This window comes from Flavobacterium sp. DSR3-2, assembly GCF_049896525.1.
Lineage (GTDB): Bacteria > Bacteroidota > Bacteroidia > Flavobacteriales > Flavobacteriaceae > Flavobacterium.
In genome coordinates this window covers 23,724-41,945 of record NZ_JAFCUM010000020.1, presented here as the reverse complement: position 1 = coordinate 41,945, position 18,222 = coordinate 23,724, and the positions used below count along the sequence as shown (strand labels likewise).

The window sequence follows — 18,222 nt, the reverse complement described above, 5'->3', positions numbered from 1 at the left end:
TCGACTCGAATTACATGGAGAATCTCTGAGAAAAAAAGAGGGATAAACAAAGGGTAATATTTAGGTATATTTGAATACTAATTAACAGATGAAAAAGAGTAGTTTTTAATGAAAAATGGGGTGGTTATTTTGCTCCGGAATTGGGTGGTCATTTTGAATTGGAATCAGGTGCTCACTTTAAATTGGAATAGGGTGGTCAATATCACTGGAATTTGCAGTGGGGTTAACGGAAACCTGAATATAAAAAAAAACCATCAACGACTGTTGATGGTTTTGAAAATAAAAAAAAAATTTGTAACTCAACCTAGCTAAAACAATACTACTCGCCAGGACTATACGTACGTTCTGCATTTTTTTCCACATCCTCTTTGTAAAACAACACGTCTTTGAATTGCCCTTTTTGATATATTTCAACTTGATCCTTAAAATGCTTGGACTGTACATTCCCACTATTTCCCCCTGCTAGTAAAGATTTAGCTTTTACTTTTTTTCCAAATTCAACTACACATACAAAGCTATTTCCACTGGTTCCGTATCTTTTATTAGTGTCTTTTTGATACGTACTTTTAAAAGAAGGTAAACAACCCCACAAAGAAGATGCGTAATTTATAGGGTAACTTTTCATTTTGTCATTGTAAGCTAGATCTATATCGCCAGACAATCTTTGAAAACGATTTATTTCGCCCCATGGAATTTGCCATTTGCCAAATTTACTCTTTAATTCATTAATTACCAGTTGCAATTGGGGAAGCATTTGATCCGCTGTAGCATTTGAAGCAAAGAATTTTGCGTTCTCTACTTGGTCTCTTCCCTCATCTATGTATACTTTTTGCATAATAACATCCAGCTTCGAAGCCCATTCAACAGCAAGTGTCGTTGCAACCGAATTAGTGTTTGAATAATAATCCCACTTTTTCAACACAGCTACAGGCTCCGCCAAATCTGAATACGCAGAGTTATCTTGTTTAACATTTTTCTCAAATGATACAATCAAAGCTGGAATTAACACTTCAAAGAAAGATAAATAGGTATTATACCCATCACCAATAACCTTGTCTAAAGTATATTTCTCTCCTGTAGATAATAGTCTTACCGCATTTATAGCCCTGAAATTTTCTCCATCTGGAGCCATATATTTTGGGTAATCTTCTTCCTTTGGACTATTAGCGCCCGCAACTGTGTAAGGGGTTGAATTACAATTTTGTAACCAACCGTTTTTAGGATTATATGAATGAACACTTTCCGAAACAGGATGCAGTCCTTTCCATTGAGTTGTAGAAGTAGTCCCGTCAACGGCTTTAGCCCAGTTAAAATTCGTATCCCTCACCGGAATAAAATTTCCGTGCCAATAAGCGATATTACCTTCACTATCCGCATAAACAGTATTGTTTGACGTGTTAGCAGTTATATCCATTGCCTTTTTATAATCGTCAAATCCTTTGGACTTAGTTCTTACCCAACTTTGTTCTAAACTGTTCATCGAACGATTATTTGACTTTAAGCTAATCCATTTTCCATCTCTCTTAGCCATAATAGGACCGTGAATTGTAAAATAGGTATTAAATTTTTTAGCAATTAACTTTCCGTTGTCCAAATATTTTATTTCAATGACTTTTTCCTTTACAGGGAGCAATTTTTTATCGTATTCATAAAATAGTTTGTCGTTTTTCGTTACTATTTTCTCTGTATAAACATCAGCTACATCCACATTTGACGAGGTATGCATCCAGCCACAATGTTCATTAAAACCTTGATAAATAAAAAATTGTCCCCAAGTTACGGCTCCGTAAGCAGACAATCCTTCTTCGCTAGTGATTTGAATTTCGGGCCTGAAATAAAACGAAGTATGCGGATTAATATAAAGTATCGCATTTCCAGATGCTGTTTTTGAAGGAGCAAAAGCAAAACCATTGGAGCCAGTTTGCATATCTTTTACTTTGTTTATATAAGTGTATTTGTCCTTCCCTCCATAAAAAGCCTTAAGTTCCCCAACAGTGATATCAGCAGTACTAATAGCGCCAATACTTCCATCTGTCCAAAGCAAAGGATACCAAGGCTCAAAATGCTTTAACATTATTGGCTTTACTTCTGGGTGTTTGTAAAGATAATAGTTGATCCCATCTGCATAACTATCTAATAATTTTTTCAACCATGGTTTTGCCCTTTTATAATCGTATTTTGCCTCATTTTCATCTATCAAAAGCCGTATTTCAAGGTCATTATATAAAACAGACTGCCCTTTAACCTCTGACATACGACCTAGTTTTTCAATATAATTCATTTCAACACGCTTAAAGTCATCTTCACATTGAGCGTACAGCATTCCAAAAACGGCATCGGCATCGGTTTTTCCATAAACATGGGCGATCCCCCAATTGTCCCGTATGATGGTTACTTCTGCAGCTAATTTTTTGAGTCTGTTAATTTCTTTATTACCAGTGTTTTGAGACATAACATGGGAACTAACACAGAAAAAAAGCAGTGTAAATTTTAAGTAATGGGTATAATTCTTCATCTCTATTAAATTTAAAGATTAAATGTATAAATGTAACTGTAGAAAACTATCAACTCTAATCGATGGTTTTGATACCATAGAACAATAATTTAGAATTTATAACTTAATCTAGCATAGACTAAACGACCGCCAAACCCAAATTGAGATACTCGATCGGGATAAGCAAATTGATTTCCACTGGTTAGATCTATGGTAGTCGGAGTAGCATTATAATCAAGAGCTCCATTAACTAATCGTGGTCTAATTGCTGTTATTGGTCCAAGATTATCTTCTGGATAAGTGTCAAAAATATTGTTTGATCCAATTACCAATTTCATAGCTTCCGTAATTTTATACCCAATAGAGAAATCGGTTACGATTTTTGCTCCCCAAACAGGATGTTCAATTTCAACAGCTTTTCCGTTTATTACAGCACCCTCTATTCTTCCATCTCTATTTGCATCAACAGTATTTGGACTGGTAACTTCGCCAAAATAAACGTTCATTAAGAAGAAATCAAATTTGTTTATGATAAGACTATTGGTCAAGTTAGCTTTCACTCTCGGGATAGCTTCCTCCAAATAAACTCTACTGTTTTCAGCAAAATAACTGTTTAATTGACCATTAGCTTCCAATATTGGAGAAGCGTGAATCTCTCCGACTCTCTTAGTACCAGAAAACGTAACTGAAAAATCATTTTTTAATGTAGCAACACTTCCTAAATTAGCTTTTTGACTAATTACTATGTCAATCCCCTTTGATTGAGTATCAATGGCATTTGCGAAAAATGTAGCGGATGTTGCTCCCGCTGCATCAAATAATCTATTCAAAACGTCGGCTGGTGATCCTGATGCTGGTGATCCCCCAGGTCTTAAAAACGAACTTGTAAGAACAACTCTGTCCCTTACGTTTACAACATAAGCATCGGCAGTGAAGGTAAGATTGGCATCCGGAATTTTAGCGGTAAAACCAATACTACCACTTTTAGATACCTCTTGCTTTAATTGAGGAATTCCTAATAACTTTGCCATTTGCGAATCATTGCTGAATGTTCCTACTTCCGACGGTACGCCATTTGAAAATAATGTAGCAGTTGTACTAAAATAAATTTGATGTAAGGAGGGAGCTCTAAAACCATTGGATAATGCTCCACGTAAATTAATATTGTTAGTGAGTTTATAACGAGATGCCACTTTGAAATTCGTTGTATTTCCAAAATCGGAATAGTTTTCAAAACGGACAGCACCATTTACAAGCCATTTTTCGGTAATATCTAATTCCATATCCGTATAAAGAGCTACACTGTTGCGTCCTTTACTAACTACGTTTGCAGGTCTGAAACCCGAAAAGACTTGAGAACCACCAGGTCGAAGATTTCCGAAAAAATCAGTAACTCTAGTGTTACTTGCTACAGTTCCTGTTATTGTATTGCCATTGATGTCGTAAAGACTATACGACTCTGGCTGACCTCCACCAATGTTGTAATTTTCAATTCTGTATTCCGTACCAAAGGCAACGTTTAATCCCTTTAATACATCATATTTTTTATTCATGTCAAAGTTGGTAGTGTTTTGGTAAAAACCAAATCCACCTGCTTCAAATTCTTTTGGTGAATTCTCCCTCATTGAGGCGTTCAGTGTGTTCTGAATATGAAAACCAAATGTGTTCTTTCCATAAGTATTGCTTAAATCAAAATTCCAATTTTCAAATATTTTTCCTCTAATACCTGTAGCTATCGAAACGTCAGTTACCGTAGAACTAATTTCGGGTAAAAACCCATTTGAATACATTGTTGGGTAAGATGCAAAAGTATTAGGTAATCTATAAAATCCTGAAGACAATCCTTCTCTATAACTGGTTCCTCCAAAAGCATAGGCCTCTAGTTTGTCATTGATAGGATAGGCGGCATTCATAAAGAATTGGATACTTTGCAAAGCCGATTGTCCAATTCTCATGTTAAAATCTTTTCTCTCAAGTCCTCTATAGGCTAATTCTCCTGCAGTTGCATCAAAATTTAATGCCGTTTGCATTTGGGAAATTGTATTTGCGCTACTGATTGCTGTTTGTTGTGTTGGAGTAAAATAAAGTACCTGAGGAGCATATGTTTTTATTTCCGAAAGTATTTGAGCTGTATTGGGCGTGTTTGTAATGTTACCATACAGAGCGTTAATATTTGTTCCTGCAGCTGTTGCTCTTTGATCCACCGCATTATAGGCATTGAATATGTTACCCGTTCGATCATTCGCTCTACTATTGGCATCTCTAATTTGTAAGCTACCTGTTAAATTAATGAAACTTTTTTCTTTACCTAATCCCGTCCCATAATTCATATCTAACTGATAACGATTACCGTCATTTCCTCCGGTATTATTGTTTGACCCTTTAGAAAAATTACCTCCCCCAAAAAGCATTACGTCCAACTGTTTGTTTGTGTTTTTCTTCAAACCTAAATTGATCACCCCTGCAATGGCATCAGAACCATATTGTGCCGAGGCACCATCTCTTAGAACTTCTATTTTTTCGAGTGCAAACGCGGGAATGGCATTCAAATCAGTCCCTACGGACCCGCGCCCAACGGTTCCATTATTATTTACCAATGAAGACGTATGTCTTCTTTTTCCGTTTACCAAAACTAAAACTTGGTCGGGTCCCAAGCCCCTTAACTGAGCAGGATCAATATGGTCTGTTCCGTCTGCGGCCGTTTGTGTATTTGAGGTAAACGACGGTGCGACCATATTTAAAATTTGGTTCAAGTTGGTTTGTGATCCTTTAGAAACAATTTCTCTCATGCTGATCACATCGATAGGAACAGCAGATTCAGTTACTGTTCTAGTAGGGTTACGGGAACCGATGACGACTTCTTGCAGTGCTTCACCACTTTCGTTTAAAGTAATATTTAAAGTAGATTCAGAAACAGTTGCTTTTTTGGTTTCATACCCGATATACGAAAACTGTAAAATAGCACCTTTTTTTATTGTAATAATGTAAGTTCCATCAACGGCTGTCTGTGTTCCTGTTTTTGTTCCTGGTATTAAAATTGACACCCCCGCTAAAGGTGCTTTAGATTGATCGGTCACGGTTCCGGATATCTTGATTTCTTGTGCTGCGAGACTTATTGTAAAAAGAAAAGCAAAAAAAAGTAGTGTTTTTTTCATAGTGAATTTGTTTTGAGGCTGTTAATGTTTTTAAATTTTAAATATCTAAAAGCTAATGTAAAAAACTAAAATAATAAAAATCGATGAAAATCACTTTATAGGGACGAAATACACATATTGATTAAATTATTGTGGAAAAACGGTTTTATAGTTTGATCTTCTGTTCCAATAATCCTGAAAAATTTTAAAATGAGATCCTGAGTTTGAATTCTAGCCAACAGCAAAACAAAGGTTTTAAATTCGATTTTAAACAACATTACAGCTTTTACAGCTAAAAGTGGATTGGCTTCGGTGGTCAGTATAGTGTATGTGTTTTTTATTTCTCCGGTTTCTTAATCTACCCAATTGAAATACAATCCTGCAAGGCAAATAGTTCTTCGTTTGACAAGCCCAATTCGTATTTTTGTTTTGCAATCAAACATCTTTTATCGACTTAATTTTTGAAGGATCGTTTTTCGTTGACTATTTCTATATTCTTGCTAAAGGTATATTTTTGAATTTCTTAATTTTTGGCCCATGGATGGTACTGATCCCCAATTGTAATGGGTTATGATGTGCGGCAAATGCAATATCTTTTCGGCCCCATTTCTCTGACAATTCGATGATACGCATTAAAAATGTTTTTGGCTTGTAATCGTTTAACTATTTAAAAAAAAAGGGTTTAACTTTAATTAAGAAGTTAAACCCCTCAATTTTAAACTTACGCACCTTACGGGATAGTATCTTTTGAAAATATTGTTAGTATTATCTCCATCCACTACCCAAATCGAATTCTGCATTTATTTATACTGTCATTTAATAATTAACTTTATAATCTGCTTTATGTCATAATCCTCTTTTTGAATGATTTTGGAATTGATTTTTATTTAGAAAATTCTAAACCTTTCAATTTTTGCCAACCCCCACGAGTGAAATCAGGAATCTTAACTGGTGCAGAATTGTTATCCAAAGAAATTTCTGTCAGAGGAGCAAGACATGACCATTCAGCCAAGTCATACACGTCCATATCCAATGGAAGACCATTTTGTAAACAATAAATTAAACGGTAATCCATTATAAAATCCATTCCTCCGTGACCGCCTACTTTTTTAGCTTGCTCTTCAATCCCTTTTACGATAGGATGTTTGTATTTCTCCATTAAAGCCTTTTTAACTTCAGCAGAAACATAACTATGGGCATTCAATTTTTCATGATTTGGAGCAATATCAGCACCAATTGCTTTAGAATCTAGGGCATAACCTTCTAAAGGATATTTATTAGCAAAACCCTTTGTTCCACTAAGTTGATACATACGACTATAAGGACGTGGTGAAGTCACATCATGTTGAATTTGGATTGTTTTTCCTTTTTCGGTGCGAATCATAGTCATGGTGTGATCTCCATTCCTAAAGTCTGTTACTTCTATTCCTGATTTTTCTTTAATATAAGCAGGATTACCAACGGCTTTAGTATCCATAGAAACCAAATAATTCATTTTATCTCCACGGTGAATATTCAATGCTTGACACGCTGGTCCCATCCCGTGGGTTGCATAAATATCGCCACGGTGTTTTCTATTATAATCCATACGCCAGTTATTCCAATATTCTCCCCAATAAGGTTGTAAACCGTGAATATAAGCGCCTTCGGCATGAAGAATTTCTCCAAACAATCCTTGTTGAGCCATATTTAATGTCGTCAATTCGAAGAAATCGTACACGCAATTTTCAAGCTGCATGCAATGTTTACGTGTTTTTTCGGAAGTATTGATCAAGTCCCAAATTTCTTCCATTGTCATTGCCCCAGGAACTTCAATAGCCACATTTTTACCATCTTTCATGGCTTGAACGCCAATTTTCGCATGGTTTTTCCAATCTGTTGCTACATATACAAGATCTACATTAGGAAGAGCGGTTACTTTTCTCCAAGCATTTTCATCTCCGAAAAATTCTTTTGCTTTTGGAAGTCCTGCTTTAGTTAGAATTTCATTTGCCGATTTAGTGTTGGTTTCCAACATATCACACAGCGCAACAATTTCAACTCCAGCAATATGCGTCATTCGTTCTACTGCACCCGGACCACGCATCCCTAAACCGATGAATGCAATACGAACATTAGGTATGGGAGCTGTAGCAAGACGCAAAACATCAGTTTGTCCTTTAGCTCGTTTTGGAGTGGGAGTCTTTATCATTTGGGCGGATAAATTGGCCCATCCTAAAAAAAGAAAGGAGATAAGTAGCAATTTAAAAATACTAGTTTTCATAATTTAATTTATTTATTTATTTAAAAAAAGAAGATAATCAAGCTGTAGATTACCCATTCTGCAATATTTTACTATTTGTAGTGTTAGCTTAAACCGTGAGTAATCTTTAGGGTAATTTACTAAAATCAATGTCAGGTTTCTTCTGATTTAACGGTCTTGTAAAAACACTTTGAGCTTTAATGGAATTATTGAAAAAGCCCCCGTTTTTCAAATAGAATGATTCATTATTTAGCAAACCACCTGAATAATCCATACGGTACCCTTTAGTGCCAGTGTTGTCTGTTGTAAATTTTGCGGAGTTTATCTCTGTCCAATTTCCCTTATCGTCACAATACCATTGATTATTGAATAATACTTCGCGAGATTTATTCCCTTGTTCTGGAAAAAAATTTTCTAAAAATGAATGAAATCGTTTTAAATAAGTACTGGTTTCCGGACGGTTAAAGCTAGCGATTAATTGCCATTTATTTAATTCGGGTGTAAAAAAGTAAGCGGTATAAGTTGTTGAATTATCATTTTGAGGAACTCCACGAAGTAAAAATTTATACGTGTTTCCAGCAATCCAATTGTACTTTAAATAACTTTGCCCACCGGAACCTTCATTGCCAAATTCTCCTGTTGTCACACCTTCTCCTTTTTTAAGGAGTTTAATTTTTTTAGAATCTGGAATAGTTGCTGGATCATCAGTTACAAATGGACTCCAAACAGAGAATAATACTCTACGTTCTTTATCAGAATTCACTTGTATACCAAAATATCCTTCTGCAAAACCATTTGCCATATAATAAGAACCTATAATATCCTGACCAGCTGGCACTGTAACTTCATTGTAATACCATTCGATATTTTTATCTACTGGTATTTGATAATTTAAGTGTACAGATGGACCTCTTCTTCCCCAATGATAAAAATTACCTTCGTCATTTTGAACAAATGCAATTTTGTCTTTAGCAATCGAACTGTTAATTGTTAATCTTGAAATAGAAGGAAAATTGCTTTTATTCTTGCTGATTCCTTTTATTTTTAAAGCAACGTAACCAGGTTCAGTAATTTCCCAATGCCCTATTAGGTAAGAATCTTTTTTTGTATCGTTGAATTCAACTCTCTTGGATTCATTATTAATGATGAATTCTAAAGTTGATTTCCCAAGAACAACCAATGACTCCTTATCTAGTGAGAATTGGAATATTCCCGGTTCAGAAATTCGAAAGTAAGCAGTAAAATATTCATCAGAATTGGTCCAATACTCAATTCCATTTTTTGTAATGGTTTCAACTTCTCCTAGGGGAGTTGAACTATAAGCATTTCCACCAAGAGGTATAGAAAATTCAGTTATCATTTTAGAATCATCCCCACCAACATCACTACTTCTTTCTCTACCGCTACAAGAAGTTAGTGGAATCAATAATATGATTGCTAATAGTTTCGTACAGAATCTTTTTTTTATCTCTAATTTTTTCATCCAAATTTCTGTTCAGGAATTGACCTTTTATTCTTAACCAAATGGACGTTTTTATAACATCATTCTAATCTTTTTATTATTGATTTTGGGTTAGGGTTCCTGGATAAGCATTTATTTCTGATTGAGGAATGTACTGTATTACACGTAAACTTGATGCCGGAATATCTTCCATCGCACGGTGTGGTCCTGGATAATGACGCGTCATTGTTTGACCGTTTCTATATACATCGTAGCCTCTATGCGCTTCGAACGCTAATTCTAATTGACGTTCTTCATCGATAAGTTGAATAGCATTGGCACTAGTTAATGCCGTATATCCTCCACCTACAATGGCTCTTTCTCTAATTACATTTAAGTTGAGACGAGCAATTTGATAATCTCCTTTTTTAGCATAAGCTTCTGCCATATTCAAATACATTTCTGCTAATCTTGAAATGGTAGGAGAATGAAGATGTGAATCATTATCCTGTAAAGAACATTTAGTAATATAGTACATTGGATATACACGATTTAACAACATCATATAATCTTTTTCACCTACATACGTTTTACCTTTATAAACAATTGAATAACTATTCTCAGCAGCATTAACTTCTGTTAAATCATATTTATCAGTTCCAATATTAATATAAAATGTATCGTCAGCATTACGTTTCAGAGGTTGTTGCAGATAGTTATAACCCGTTTGTAAACCGCCTGTATTATAAGAATCATGTATAAAACGGAATGCTTCTGTTTTATTATTTGACGCATCCACTGAATATTGAGGATCAATAAATGCCCAACGAGCATCATTTTTCTTTCCTGACTTATGTAGTAAATCTAAATATTTAGCACTGGCATACATTTCGCCCCAACCTTGTCCTTGTATATTAGCATACATACCGCCAATACCACCATAATGATCGAATCCGGAAAACTCTGAAGCCACACGTTTAACAGCAAAAATTGTTTCAGTTTGTCCGGCAGCATCAGGAGCAAACGTGTTGTATTTCATAAAATCAGCTCTGCTAAGCAAACTGTAATTCCCGCTTGCAATTACTTTATTAGCATATTCTATAGCAAGAGAAGCGTATTCTTGATTTGGATTTTGGTATGTTCCACTCATATATAAGTATACTCTTGACAGCATTGCTTGTGCAGCTTCTCTTGTAGCATAAGTCGCACTACGTTTTACCGTCATAAGTGTTTCTGCTTTTTTCAAATCATTTATTGCTTGTTGGTAGCTTTCTTTTATTGTGGATCTGTCTGGAAGACGTAAATTATCTATATCTGCAGGCATTCCGTTTACAATTGGCACTCCTAAATTAGATTCCGGTGATTGTCCATAGGGTCTACCGTAAGTTTGTGATAAATAAAAGTAAATCATTCCTCTTAAATAATACGCTTCTCCCAGTTGTTGATCAATTTGCGCATTTTCGCCTTCTGAAATAATTTTTATTAAGTCACTTGATTGTGAAATAATTTTATAACTGTTGTTCCAAAAAACTGATAATCTTCCATTATTCGGGATGTGCTGGTACGAAATAAAGGAATAGAAAGAATCCGTAGAAGTTCCACGTATCATAATATTATCGCCTGGATATTCCCCTACCCTGTGCATAACGTCAGACCATCCTTTGAGTTGTGCATAACATCCATTTAAAAGTACTTCGACAGCCGCTTCCTTATCTGCAAGGATTTTATCCTCGGTGTACGAATTAAAAGGTTCTCTCTCTAGCTCACAAGAGTATAAGAAACTAATTGTAATAAATAATATAAATATCTTTTTCATGATTTGTTTTTTTAAAGAGTAAGATTAAGACCTAATACAAATTTGCGTGTCTGAGGATATACTGAATTTGCAACTCCTGTAATTTGACCATTACTAGGCGGTATTTCAGGATCAACTCCAGAGAAGTGTGAAATGGTAAATAAGTTTTCTGCAGATACAAATAATCTAAGATTAGAAATATTAAAACGCTCAACATTTAGATTATATCCTAAAGAAAGACTTCTCATTTTTAGATATGTTCCAGTTTCTAAAAAACGAGACGAAGCTTTGTTTGAGTTACTTTGATTATTATAACTCGCTTGAGGATGAGTAGCAATATCTCCCGGTTTTTCCCACCGGCTCCATCCACTGTGAAGATTCATTTGATTGCGATCAGTATACGCTCCATCTGAATCAAATTCTGCTCTGGCATAATTATAAATTTCACCTCCAACAGAATAGGTAAATATGGCCGATAAATCAAAATTCTTATAATTTAAATTTGTTGAAAATCCACCAAAAAACGAAGGAGTGTATGCTCCCATAGCAATCGGTGTTTTTGAAGCGGCACTATAACTAAATGTTTTTACGCGTTCCCCGTTTGCATTTGTTTCAAACCATTGTGGTTTTCCAGTTTCCGGATCTATACCTGCCCACTCCGTAAGATACCACGTATCTACATCTTTTCCTGGAGTCAATAATTTAGAAGCCGAACCAGCAATACCAGATCCATCTCCAACAATGATTTGTGTTCTTTCACCATAAAGACTGGTTACTTTGTTTTTATTCACGCCAATATTAGCATCTACAGCCCATCTCCAATCTTCGTTTTTAACGATTTCAACATTAAGTGCAGCTTCGAAACCTTTGTTGCTTACAGCTCCTACGTTTTTCCAGATGCTAGTCACTCCAATAACTCCAGGCAAAGGAACTTGGTACAATAAACCCGAAGTATCTTTGTCATAATAATCTAAAGTAAGGTTGAATCGTCTTAAAAAACTAATGTCTAATCCAACTCCGGCTGTATATGTTTTTTCCCAACTTAAATCAGGATTTGCAATTTGAGAAATTATGGCTCCTGGATTTTCATTGTACCCTGTCGTTAAAGAATATAAGGCATAATGTGGATAAAGACTGTTTGGTCTGTTTCCTACTGATCCATAACTGGCTCTAAGTTTTAAGTTCGTGATGTAATCTGCTTTAAAAAAGTCTTCTTTATGAATATTCCATCCACCGCTTACAGAGTAGAAATTTCCGTATCGTGAATTAACTCCAAAATTTGAAGCTCCATCACGTCTTAATGAAACTTGTGCTAAGTACTTATTATCATAGGTATAATTCACATTCGATAATAAAGATTGTACGGCCCATTGCTCTCTGCTTCCCCTCACTTTTTCAGGAATCGATGCCACATCACTTACTATAAATCCTGGAGCAAATCCAGTAGCAATTCCTACTGTGTTTTTTGAGTTAAACTCATTCCACTCATATCCTGCAATGGCATTAAAGTTATGCTTTCCGTATGATTTATTGAATTTGAATAATTGATTGGTGTACGTCCTATTATAAGAACTCATATAATCCTCAATTCTACCTTTTACGGCTAATCCGTTGGAAGAACGTGGATCTGAATAGGCCATCAAATTTGAATTTGAAAAGATATAACTGTTTACAGAGGCAAAAGTCAACCAATCCGTAAGTTTTATGTCAAAATCAAAATTACTTCTAACATCATAGGCTTCAGATTCACTGTAGTCCCATTGTAAATCATACAAATAGTTAGATCCAGTTGTATTTACCCAAGTAGGATTTGGTTGATTTCCTACCAAAGTTCCGTCTGCTAAATAAGGATTATCCCAAGGTATATTACGATACATCGCGTTTACAGAATGTTGTCTGTCTAATACATCTCTGCGTGTAGCATTAATTTGTGGGCGTATTGTTAACCAATTATTTACTTTATAACTAAATTTCAAAAGGGCATTATAACGCGTATAATCATATCCTCCTATTGCAGCAGTTTCATCATACACACCCAGAGAAACGTAGCTTTTGAAATCCTCGTTACCACCACTTATAGAGAGATTATGATCTGTTGCTAAACCTGTTCTTGTGGCATTTTCCCACCAATCAAAGTTTTTATTTCTCAGTTCCGGAGTCCACCACCACGCATTTGAAAAATCCTGTTTATTCGAAAAAGAATCATACAAGTCATATAATTCGGCTCCATTCATCAGATTGAAATTACCTGTATTCAAAGTGGTAGCAGCCATTTTAGTAGAGAAATTGATGGTTGCTTTACCCGATTTTCCACTTTTTGTTGTAACAACAATAACTCCGTTAGCACCTTGCGAACCATATACAGCAGTAGAAGCTGCGTCTTTAAGTATCGTCATGGTTTCAATATCCGAAGGATTAATGCTACCAGCACTACTTCCTACAATAACTCCATCAACTACCCATAAAGGATCTGTACTTCCGTTTACAGTTGTTTTTCCTCTAATAATGATTTTTCCGGCTTCACCTGGTTGACCAGATCCAGAATTCACATAAACTCCAGTCACTTTTCCTGCTAATAAATTTTCAACAGAAGGAGTTGTAGCATCTGTAAGCTTCTTATTATTAATTGTTTGTAATGAACCTGTAAGACTCTCTTTTTTAATCGTACTATACCCTACAATAACTACTTCATTTAATTTTTGACCTGTTTCTTTTAAAACAATTTTTAATGGCCCAACTCCAATAGCAACTTCTTGTTCTTCCATTCCAATAAACGAAACAACTAAAGTGTTGCTATTTCCCAATACTTCAATAGAAAAATTACCGTCAGCATCTGTCTGAACTCCTATCGTAGTTCCTTTGATAAGTACGTTAGCCCCAGGCAAAGGAGTGCCACTTTCATCTGTTACTTTTCCTTTTACAACTTTCTGCACTATTGATACGCTAGTATTGTATAATGTAATCGCTCTTATTGTCGAAGCAGTGGAAACTTGAAAAGTTAATGCTAACAAAGAAAGAATTGTTAGTTTGATTTCTTTGTGGGGCAGATTGTTAATCCCTAATTCCCTTGGTTTTTTTTGGTTTACTAATTTCATACTCTTGAATTGGTTTTAGTTAATAATTATTTGTTGGTTATTCTGTATTATGTGTTGTAAGCATTCTTTTTAATTGAGAAAGTTGAATTTGAAAAATTTTATTCATAGTTTCTTAGTTGAACTGATTTTTATCTAAATCCTCTCCCCCTTTTTTTTAATCCACATCTCTAAACTTATCCTCTTAAATATACTTCAAAAACATCCAATTTGACTTAATAAAAGAGCGATTATTTATTAATATGTGCCGAAACTATAGATTATATTTTTAATAAACAAGAAAAAATACAAAAAATGTGCTCGAGAACATAAATATTATGTGTTCGAGCACATATATATTGTTTAAAATGTTTTTTTAGTAATAAAATTCTAATTTTTTAATAATAGAGGTAGGCTGAATTCATTCTCCTTTTTTTTAAGTAAAATGGGCAGTATGGATTAAATAATAAGAAATTCGTAATTTTAATATCTAATTTTAAAAAAATAAACAGTAGTTACATCCTGTAGGAATTACATTCAGGACGAATTTATCACTGCTTAGCCTTGAATTTAATGCTAAACAGATACTTTTTGAGCCTAGCAATTAAGTTGGTAAAAAAGAAAAAAAATATAATGAGATTCTTTGAAATTTCTTTTAACTATATTTCGAAAAATTTACTCAAACACAATTTTATAGAAATATTAAATATAGCATAAAATGACTCCGGAAATAAAAGAATATGAAGTGAATTTAATCGAAAAAAAACAACTAAATATCTCCGGAAATGGAGACGATACATTATGGGATAGTGCCATGATTTTGACTGATTTTTGTTCTCCATGGGGTACTGAAAAAGGATTAGAAATTACATTTAAAGCGCTTTGGGATCGAGAAAAATTATTTTTTAATTTTACTGTTTTGGACACCGAAATCCACATTGAAAAACTGGATGAGAGTTTTGAGAGTATTGGAAACTCCGATAGAGTTGAACTCTTTTTTAGACCTGATGACACACTGAATCCCTATTATTGTTTAGAGATTGATACTTCTGGCCGAGTAATGGACTTTATTGCTTACCCAAATAAAAATTTTGATTTTAATTGGGATTGGCCCAAGAATAATTTAGTAGTTAAATCAACTGTAATTGCTAATTCTTTTACCGTAGAAGGATCAATTAGCATCGAATCTTTAAAAAGTTTTAATCTAATTAAAAACAATAAAGTAGAAATCGGTATTTTTCGAGCAAAATACATGAAGACACAAAATGAAGGTATTCAACCTAACTGGATCACTTGGGTAAACCCAAATACGGACACTCCTAATTTCCATATTGCTTCTTCCTTCGGGGTTTTTGTTTTAAAAGAACAGAATAATGCTTTTCTGTCAGGGAAAACGCATGTGTAGTTTTCACCTCTGATTCGCTGATTTTAATAAAAATTTATATCTGGAATTAACTGCTTTCCGCGGAATTACCACAAATTAGTTGCTCTAAAAACACAAAAGTCAACTTTTAAAAAAATAAATCTGCGACCCGAGCGATACCTAATTGACGAAGTAATCAGCGGTTATTTTGAAAACTCGTTTGTTTGCTGTACTTATTCAATATAATATTCTGCATTTTCAGAATTTACAATGTCAATAGGTAAAATAATTAATTGTGGAATTTCTTTTTGAAAGAGAAAATGTTCCACCAAAGATGTTACCCCTAAATATGCTTGTCTTTTCTGATTTTGATGAATCATAAAATCAATAACACCTTGAAATAAGTATGTAACATTTTCATCGATCAAATCATAACCGACAACTCCGATTTTTTTATGTTTAAATTCACTAATGATCTTAGCTATCTGATAAGCTTTAGAAGTGGTAATAAAGATGCCTGTTAAATCGGGGTTTTCGTAAAGGAAATTATTGAAATTAATTTCAACATTCGGATTTTTTAATTTTAAAGTGGTAATTGTGTATTCTGAATTTTCTTTTTCATCAAAATAATTTCTAAAACCTCGTTCCTTTTCCTGCATGTGAACTGCATTTTTGTAAGTTTCATCAATATGAACAATAGCAATTTGACCGTTACCAGTAATAGAATCTAATAATTTTGCTGCCACTCGACCATTCCTAAATAAATCTTGACCAACGAAACTTTTTACAAATCTGGATTCGACTTGGTTATTGAAAGTATTCACAATGATGTTTAATGAATGGTATTTTTCAATAACATCTACAGTTTCTTTATGGAATAAAGGCGCTAGCAATACAGCATCGGGAGATAATTCCAATACCGTTTCATTCGTTTTTAAAAAGGACTTCTTTTTTTCTGGATTAAAGTAAAGGGTTTCAATAACGAGATTATAAGCTTTGAATTCTTTCACAGCATCATCGATACCATTCAGGCAAGGAAGCCAATAGGGATCAATTTTTGGGTCAGGAAGTAGAATAATAATACGATAAATTTTATTGTTTTTTAAATTCCTGGCAATAAGATTTGGTTCGTAGTCTATTACTTTTAAAACTTCGTTGACTTTTTCCAGAGCGGCCGGTGACACTTTTCCTCTTTTATGCAAGACTCTGTCAACAGTCCCTTTCGAAACGCCAGCGAATTTAGCAATATCCTTTATTGTATATTTTTTATCCATAATGAGCAAATATATAAAAACTTTGGTTTGTTTGTTTTTGTAAGACTTAATTATCAAAAGAGAATTTAGTTAAGAAGTAGCATTCTTTTATTTTGAATCCCAATCTATTTACTAGAGTGTCTTTTTAGGTAATTTAAAAATGTGCTCGATAACATAAATATAATGTGTTCGAGCACATTTATTGTTTTTTACTTGTTTTATTAGAATTTAATCTATAGTTTCGTAAAATAAAACAAAATAAATAGTTAGCATTACAAATAAAATCCGCTGTAAAATTCAGCATTACAGCGTTTTAATATCTATAGAAAGTGAAAGAAATTATATCATTAGCTCCTGGACGAACGTGTCTCTTTGGAGATCATCAAGATTATTTAGGTTTACCGGTGATTGCATGTGCGATTAATAGAAATATAAAATTAACCGCAGTGCAAAATGAGACTGAAGTTTTTAGATTAAACATGGATGATATTAATGAAGTCAGGGTCATTGATATTCACGCTACCTTTTCGGAATTAGCGCCTCGTGATTATTTTGCGTCTTCCCTAAGAGTTTTGAGAAGACAGGGTTGCATTCCAAATGTAGGATATGATATCAACATAAAAGGAGATATTCCTATCAATTCAGGGACTTCAAGTTCATCTGCTTTACTATTGGCTTGGATTAATTTTTTGATCACCGCTTATGGAGTCGATACTGACGTTACCCCTGAATTTATTGCAAAAATGGGCTATGCTTCTGAAGTTTTAGAGCATGGAGAACCAGGCGGAATGATGGATCATTATAGTATCGGAGTGGGTAATATTGTACACATCAATACCAAAGATCCTTTTTCTTATACCATTATTGGAACAGAACTAAAAGGGTTAATAACCGGTGTTTCCGGAGTACCTAAAGAAACCATTGGTTTGATAGGAGAATTAAAAGGAAATGCCTTGATAGCAATTGACATTATAAAACAAAATTTTAAAGATTTTGATTTAAATACATCCGAAATAGAAGATTTAGATAAATATCACAATTATTTACCGGACCGATTGATTCCTTATTTTGAAGCTGCCATTAAGAATTACCATTATACAAAAGAGGCTTTAAAAGAATTTGAAAAACCAACTCCAAATTTAAAGAAGATTGGTGCTTTAATGAATCAACATCACGCTGTTTTAAGAGATTTATTAAAAATAACTGTGCCAAAAATTGATGCTATGATTAATGCTGCATTGAAAGCTGGGGCGTATGGGGCGAAAATAGTTGGTTCAGGTGGTGGCGGTAGTATTGTCGTACTGGCTGAACCGGGAAATGAAGCTCCGGTAGTGGCAGCAATACTGGCTGCAGGGGCAATAGAAGCCTATACGGTAACCGTTGATCCTGGCGCGAGAATACTAGAAAACATTAAATTTTAAAGAATTAA

At 34.3% G+C, this 18,222-nt stretch carries 10 protein-coding genes; 2 read left to right on the top strand and 8 right to left on the bottom strand.

Translation table 11 applies throughout. The features are described from left to right. Nucleotides 1-319: 319 nt before the first annotated feature. The 7 genes from ACP7AV_RS16660 to ACP7AV_RS16630 form a co-directional block, all read right to left on the bottom strand. Complete coding sequence (locus tag ACP7AV_RS16660; protein ID WP_426092924.1) at nt 320-2,515, bottom strand: penicillin acylase family protein; 2,196 nt, start codon at nt 2,513-2,515, stop codon at nt 320-322. Nucleotides 2,516-2,604: 89 nt separating this feature from the next. Further along, entirely contained in the window at nt 2,605-5,649 is a 3,045-nt protein-coding gene (locus tag ACP7AV_RS16655; protein ID WP_426092923.1) for a TonB-dependent receptor, read from the bottom strand. Between the two features lie 468 nt (nt 5,650-6,117). Next, entirely contained in the window at nt 6,118-6,261 is a 144-nt protein-coding gene (locus ACP7AV_RS16650) for a hypothetical protein (protein ID WP_426092922.1), read from the bottom strand. 250 nt (nt 6,262-6,511) lie between these two features. After that, nucleotides 6,512-7,891, bottom strand: coding sequence for a Gfo/Idh/MocA family protein (locus ACP7AV_RS16645; RefSeq protein WP_426092921.1), 1,380 nt, complete (start codon nt 7,889-7,891; stop codon nt 6,512-6,514). 106 nt (nt 7,892-7,997) lie between these two features. After that, the gene (locus ACP7AV_RS16640) at nt 7,998-9,353 is read right to left on the bottom strand and encodes a DUF3472 domain-containing protein (RefSeq protein ID WP_426092920.1); all 1,356 of its coding nucleotides are present in this window, start codon (nt 9,351-9,353) and stop codon (nt 7,998-8,000) included. Between the two features lie 76 nt (nt 9,354-9,429). After that, complete coding sequence (locus ACP7AV_RS16635) at nt 9,430-11,127, bottom strand: RagB/SusD family nutrient uptake outer membrane protein (protein WP_426092919.1); 1,698 nt, start codon at nt 11,125-11,127, stop codon at nt 9,430-9,432. Nucleotides 11,128-11,138: 11 nt separating this feature from the next. Then, nucleotides 11,139-14,201 carry a SusC/RagA family TonB-linked outer membrane protein gene (locus ACP7AV_RS16630; protein ID WP_426092918.1) on the bottom strand — a complete coding sequence of 1,021 codons (3,063 nt, stop codon included), beginning with the start codon at nt 14,199-14,201 and terminating at the stop codon, nt 11,139-11,141. A gap of 694 nt (nt 14,202-14,895) precedes the next feature. On the opposite strand from ACP7AV_RS16630, the gene ACP7AV_RS16625 reads away from it, so the two are divergent. Continuing rightward, on the top strand, nt 14,896-15,582 hold the full coding sequence (locus ACP7AV_RS16625; protein WP_426092917.1) for a sugar-binding protein: 687 nt from the start codon (nt 14,896-14,898) through the stop codon (nt 15,580-15,582). A 191-nt stretch (nt 15,583-15,773) separates the two neighbouring features. On the opposite strand, the gene ACP7AV_RS16620 is transcribed toward ACP7AV_RS16625, so the two are convergent. Next, a complete protein-coding gene (locus tag ACP7AV_RS16620) occupies nt 15,774-16,814 on the bottom strand; it encodes a substrate-binding domain-containing protein (RefSeq protein WP_426092916.1) in 1,041 nt (346 codons plus the stop codon). A 308-nt stretch (nt 16,815-17,122) separates the two neighbouring features. On the opposite strand from ACP7AV_RS16620, the gene ACP7AV_RS16615 reads away from it, so the two are divergent. Next, nucleotides 17,123-18,214 (top strand): mevalonate kinase family protein, encoded by a 1,092-nt coding sequence (locus ACP7AV_RS16615; protein WP_426092915.1) that lies wholly within the window; start codon nt 17,123-17,125, stop codon nt 18,212-18,214. The last annotated feature ends 8 nt before the right edge of the window (nt 18,215-18,222 follow it).

What these genes read in the sequence shown, in the direction of transcription:
- ACP7AV_RS16635 (WP_426092919.1), bottom strand. Translation starts at nt 11,127, where the DNA reads ATGAAAAAGATATTTATATTATTTATTACAATTAGTTTCTTATACTCT.
- ACP7AV_RS16630 (WP_426092918.1), bottom strand. Translation starts at nt 14,201, where the DNA reads ATGAAATTAGTAAACCAAAAAAAACCAAGGGAATTAGGGATTAACAAT.
- ACP7AV_RS16650 (WP_426092922.1), bottom strand. Translation starts at nt 6,261, where the DNA reads ATGCGTATCATCGAATTGTCAGAGAAATGGGGCCGAAAAGATATTGCA.
- ACP7AV_RS16655 (WP_426092923.1), bottom strand. Translation starts at nt 5,649, where the DNA reads ATGAAAAAAACACTACTTTTTTTTGCTTTTCTTTTTACAATAAGTCTC.
- ACP7AV_RS16645 (WP_426092921.1), bottom strand. Translation starts at nt 7,891, where the DNA reads ATGAAAACTAGTATTTTTAAATTGCTACTTATCTCCTTTCTTTTTTTA.
- ACP7AV_RS16620 (WP_426092916.1), bottom strand. Translation starts at nt 16,814, where the DNA reads ATGGATAAAAAATATACAATAAAGGATATTGCTAAATTCGCTGGCGTT.
- ACP7AV_RS16625 (WP_426092917.1), top strand. Translation starts at nt 14,896, where the DNA reads ATGACTCCGGAAATAAAAGAATATGAAGTGAATTTAATCGAAAAAAAA.
- ACP7AV_RS16660 (WP_426092924.1), bottom strand. Translation starts at nt 2,515, where the DNA reads ATGAAGAATTATACCCATTACTTAAAATTTACACTGCTTTTTTTCTGT.
- ACP7AV_RS16640 (WP_426092920.1), bottom strand. Translation starts at nt 9,353, where the DNA reads ATGAAAAAATTAGAGATAAAAAAAAGATTCTGTACGAAACTATTAGCA.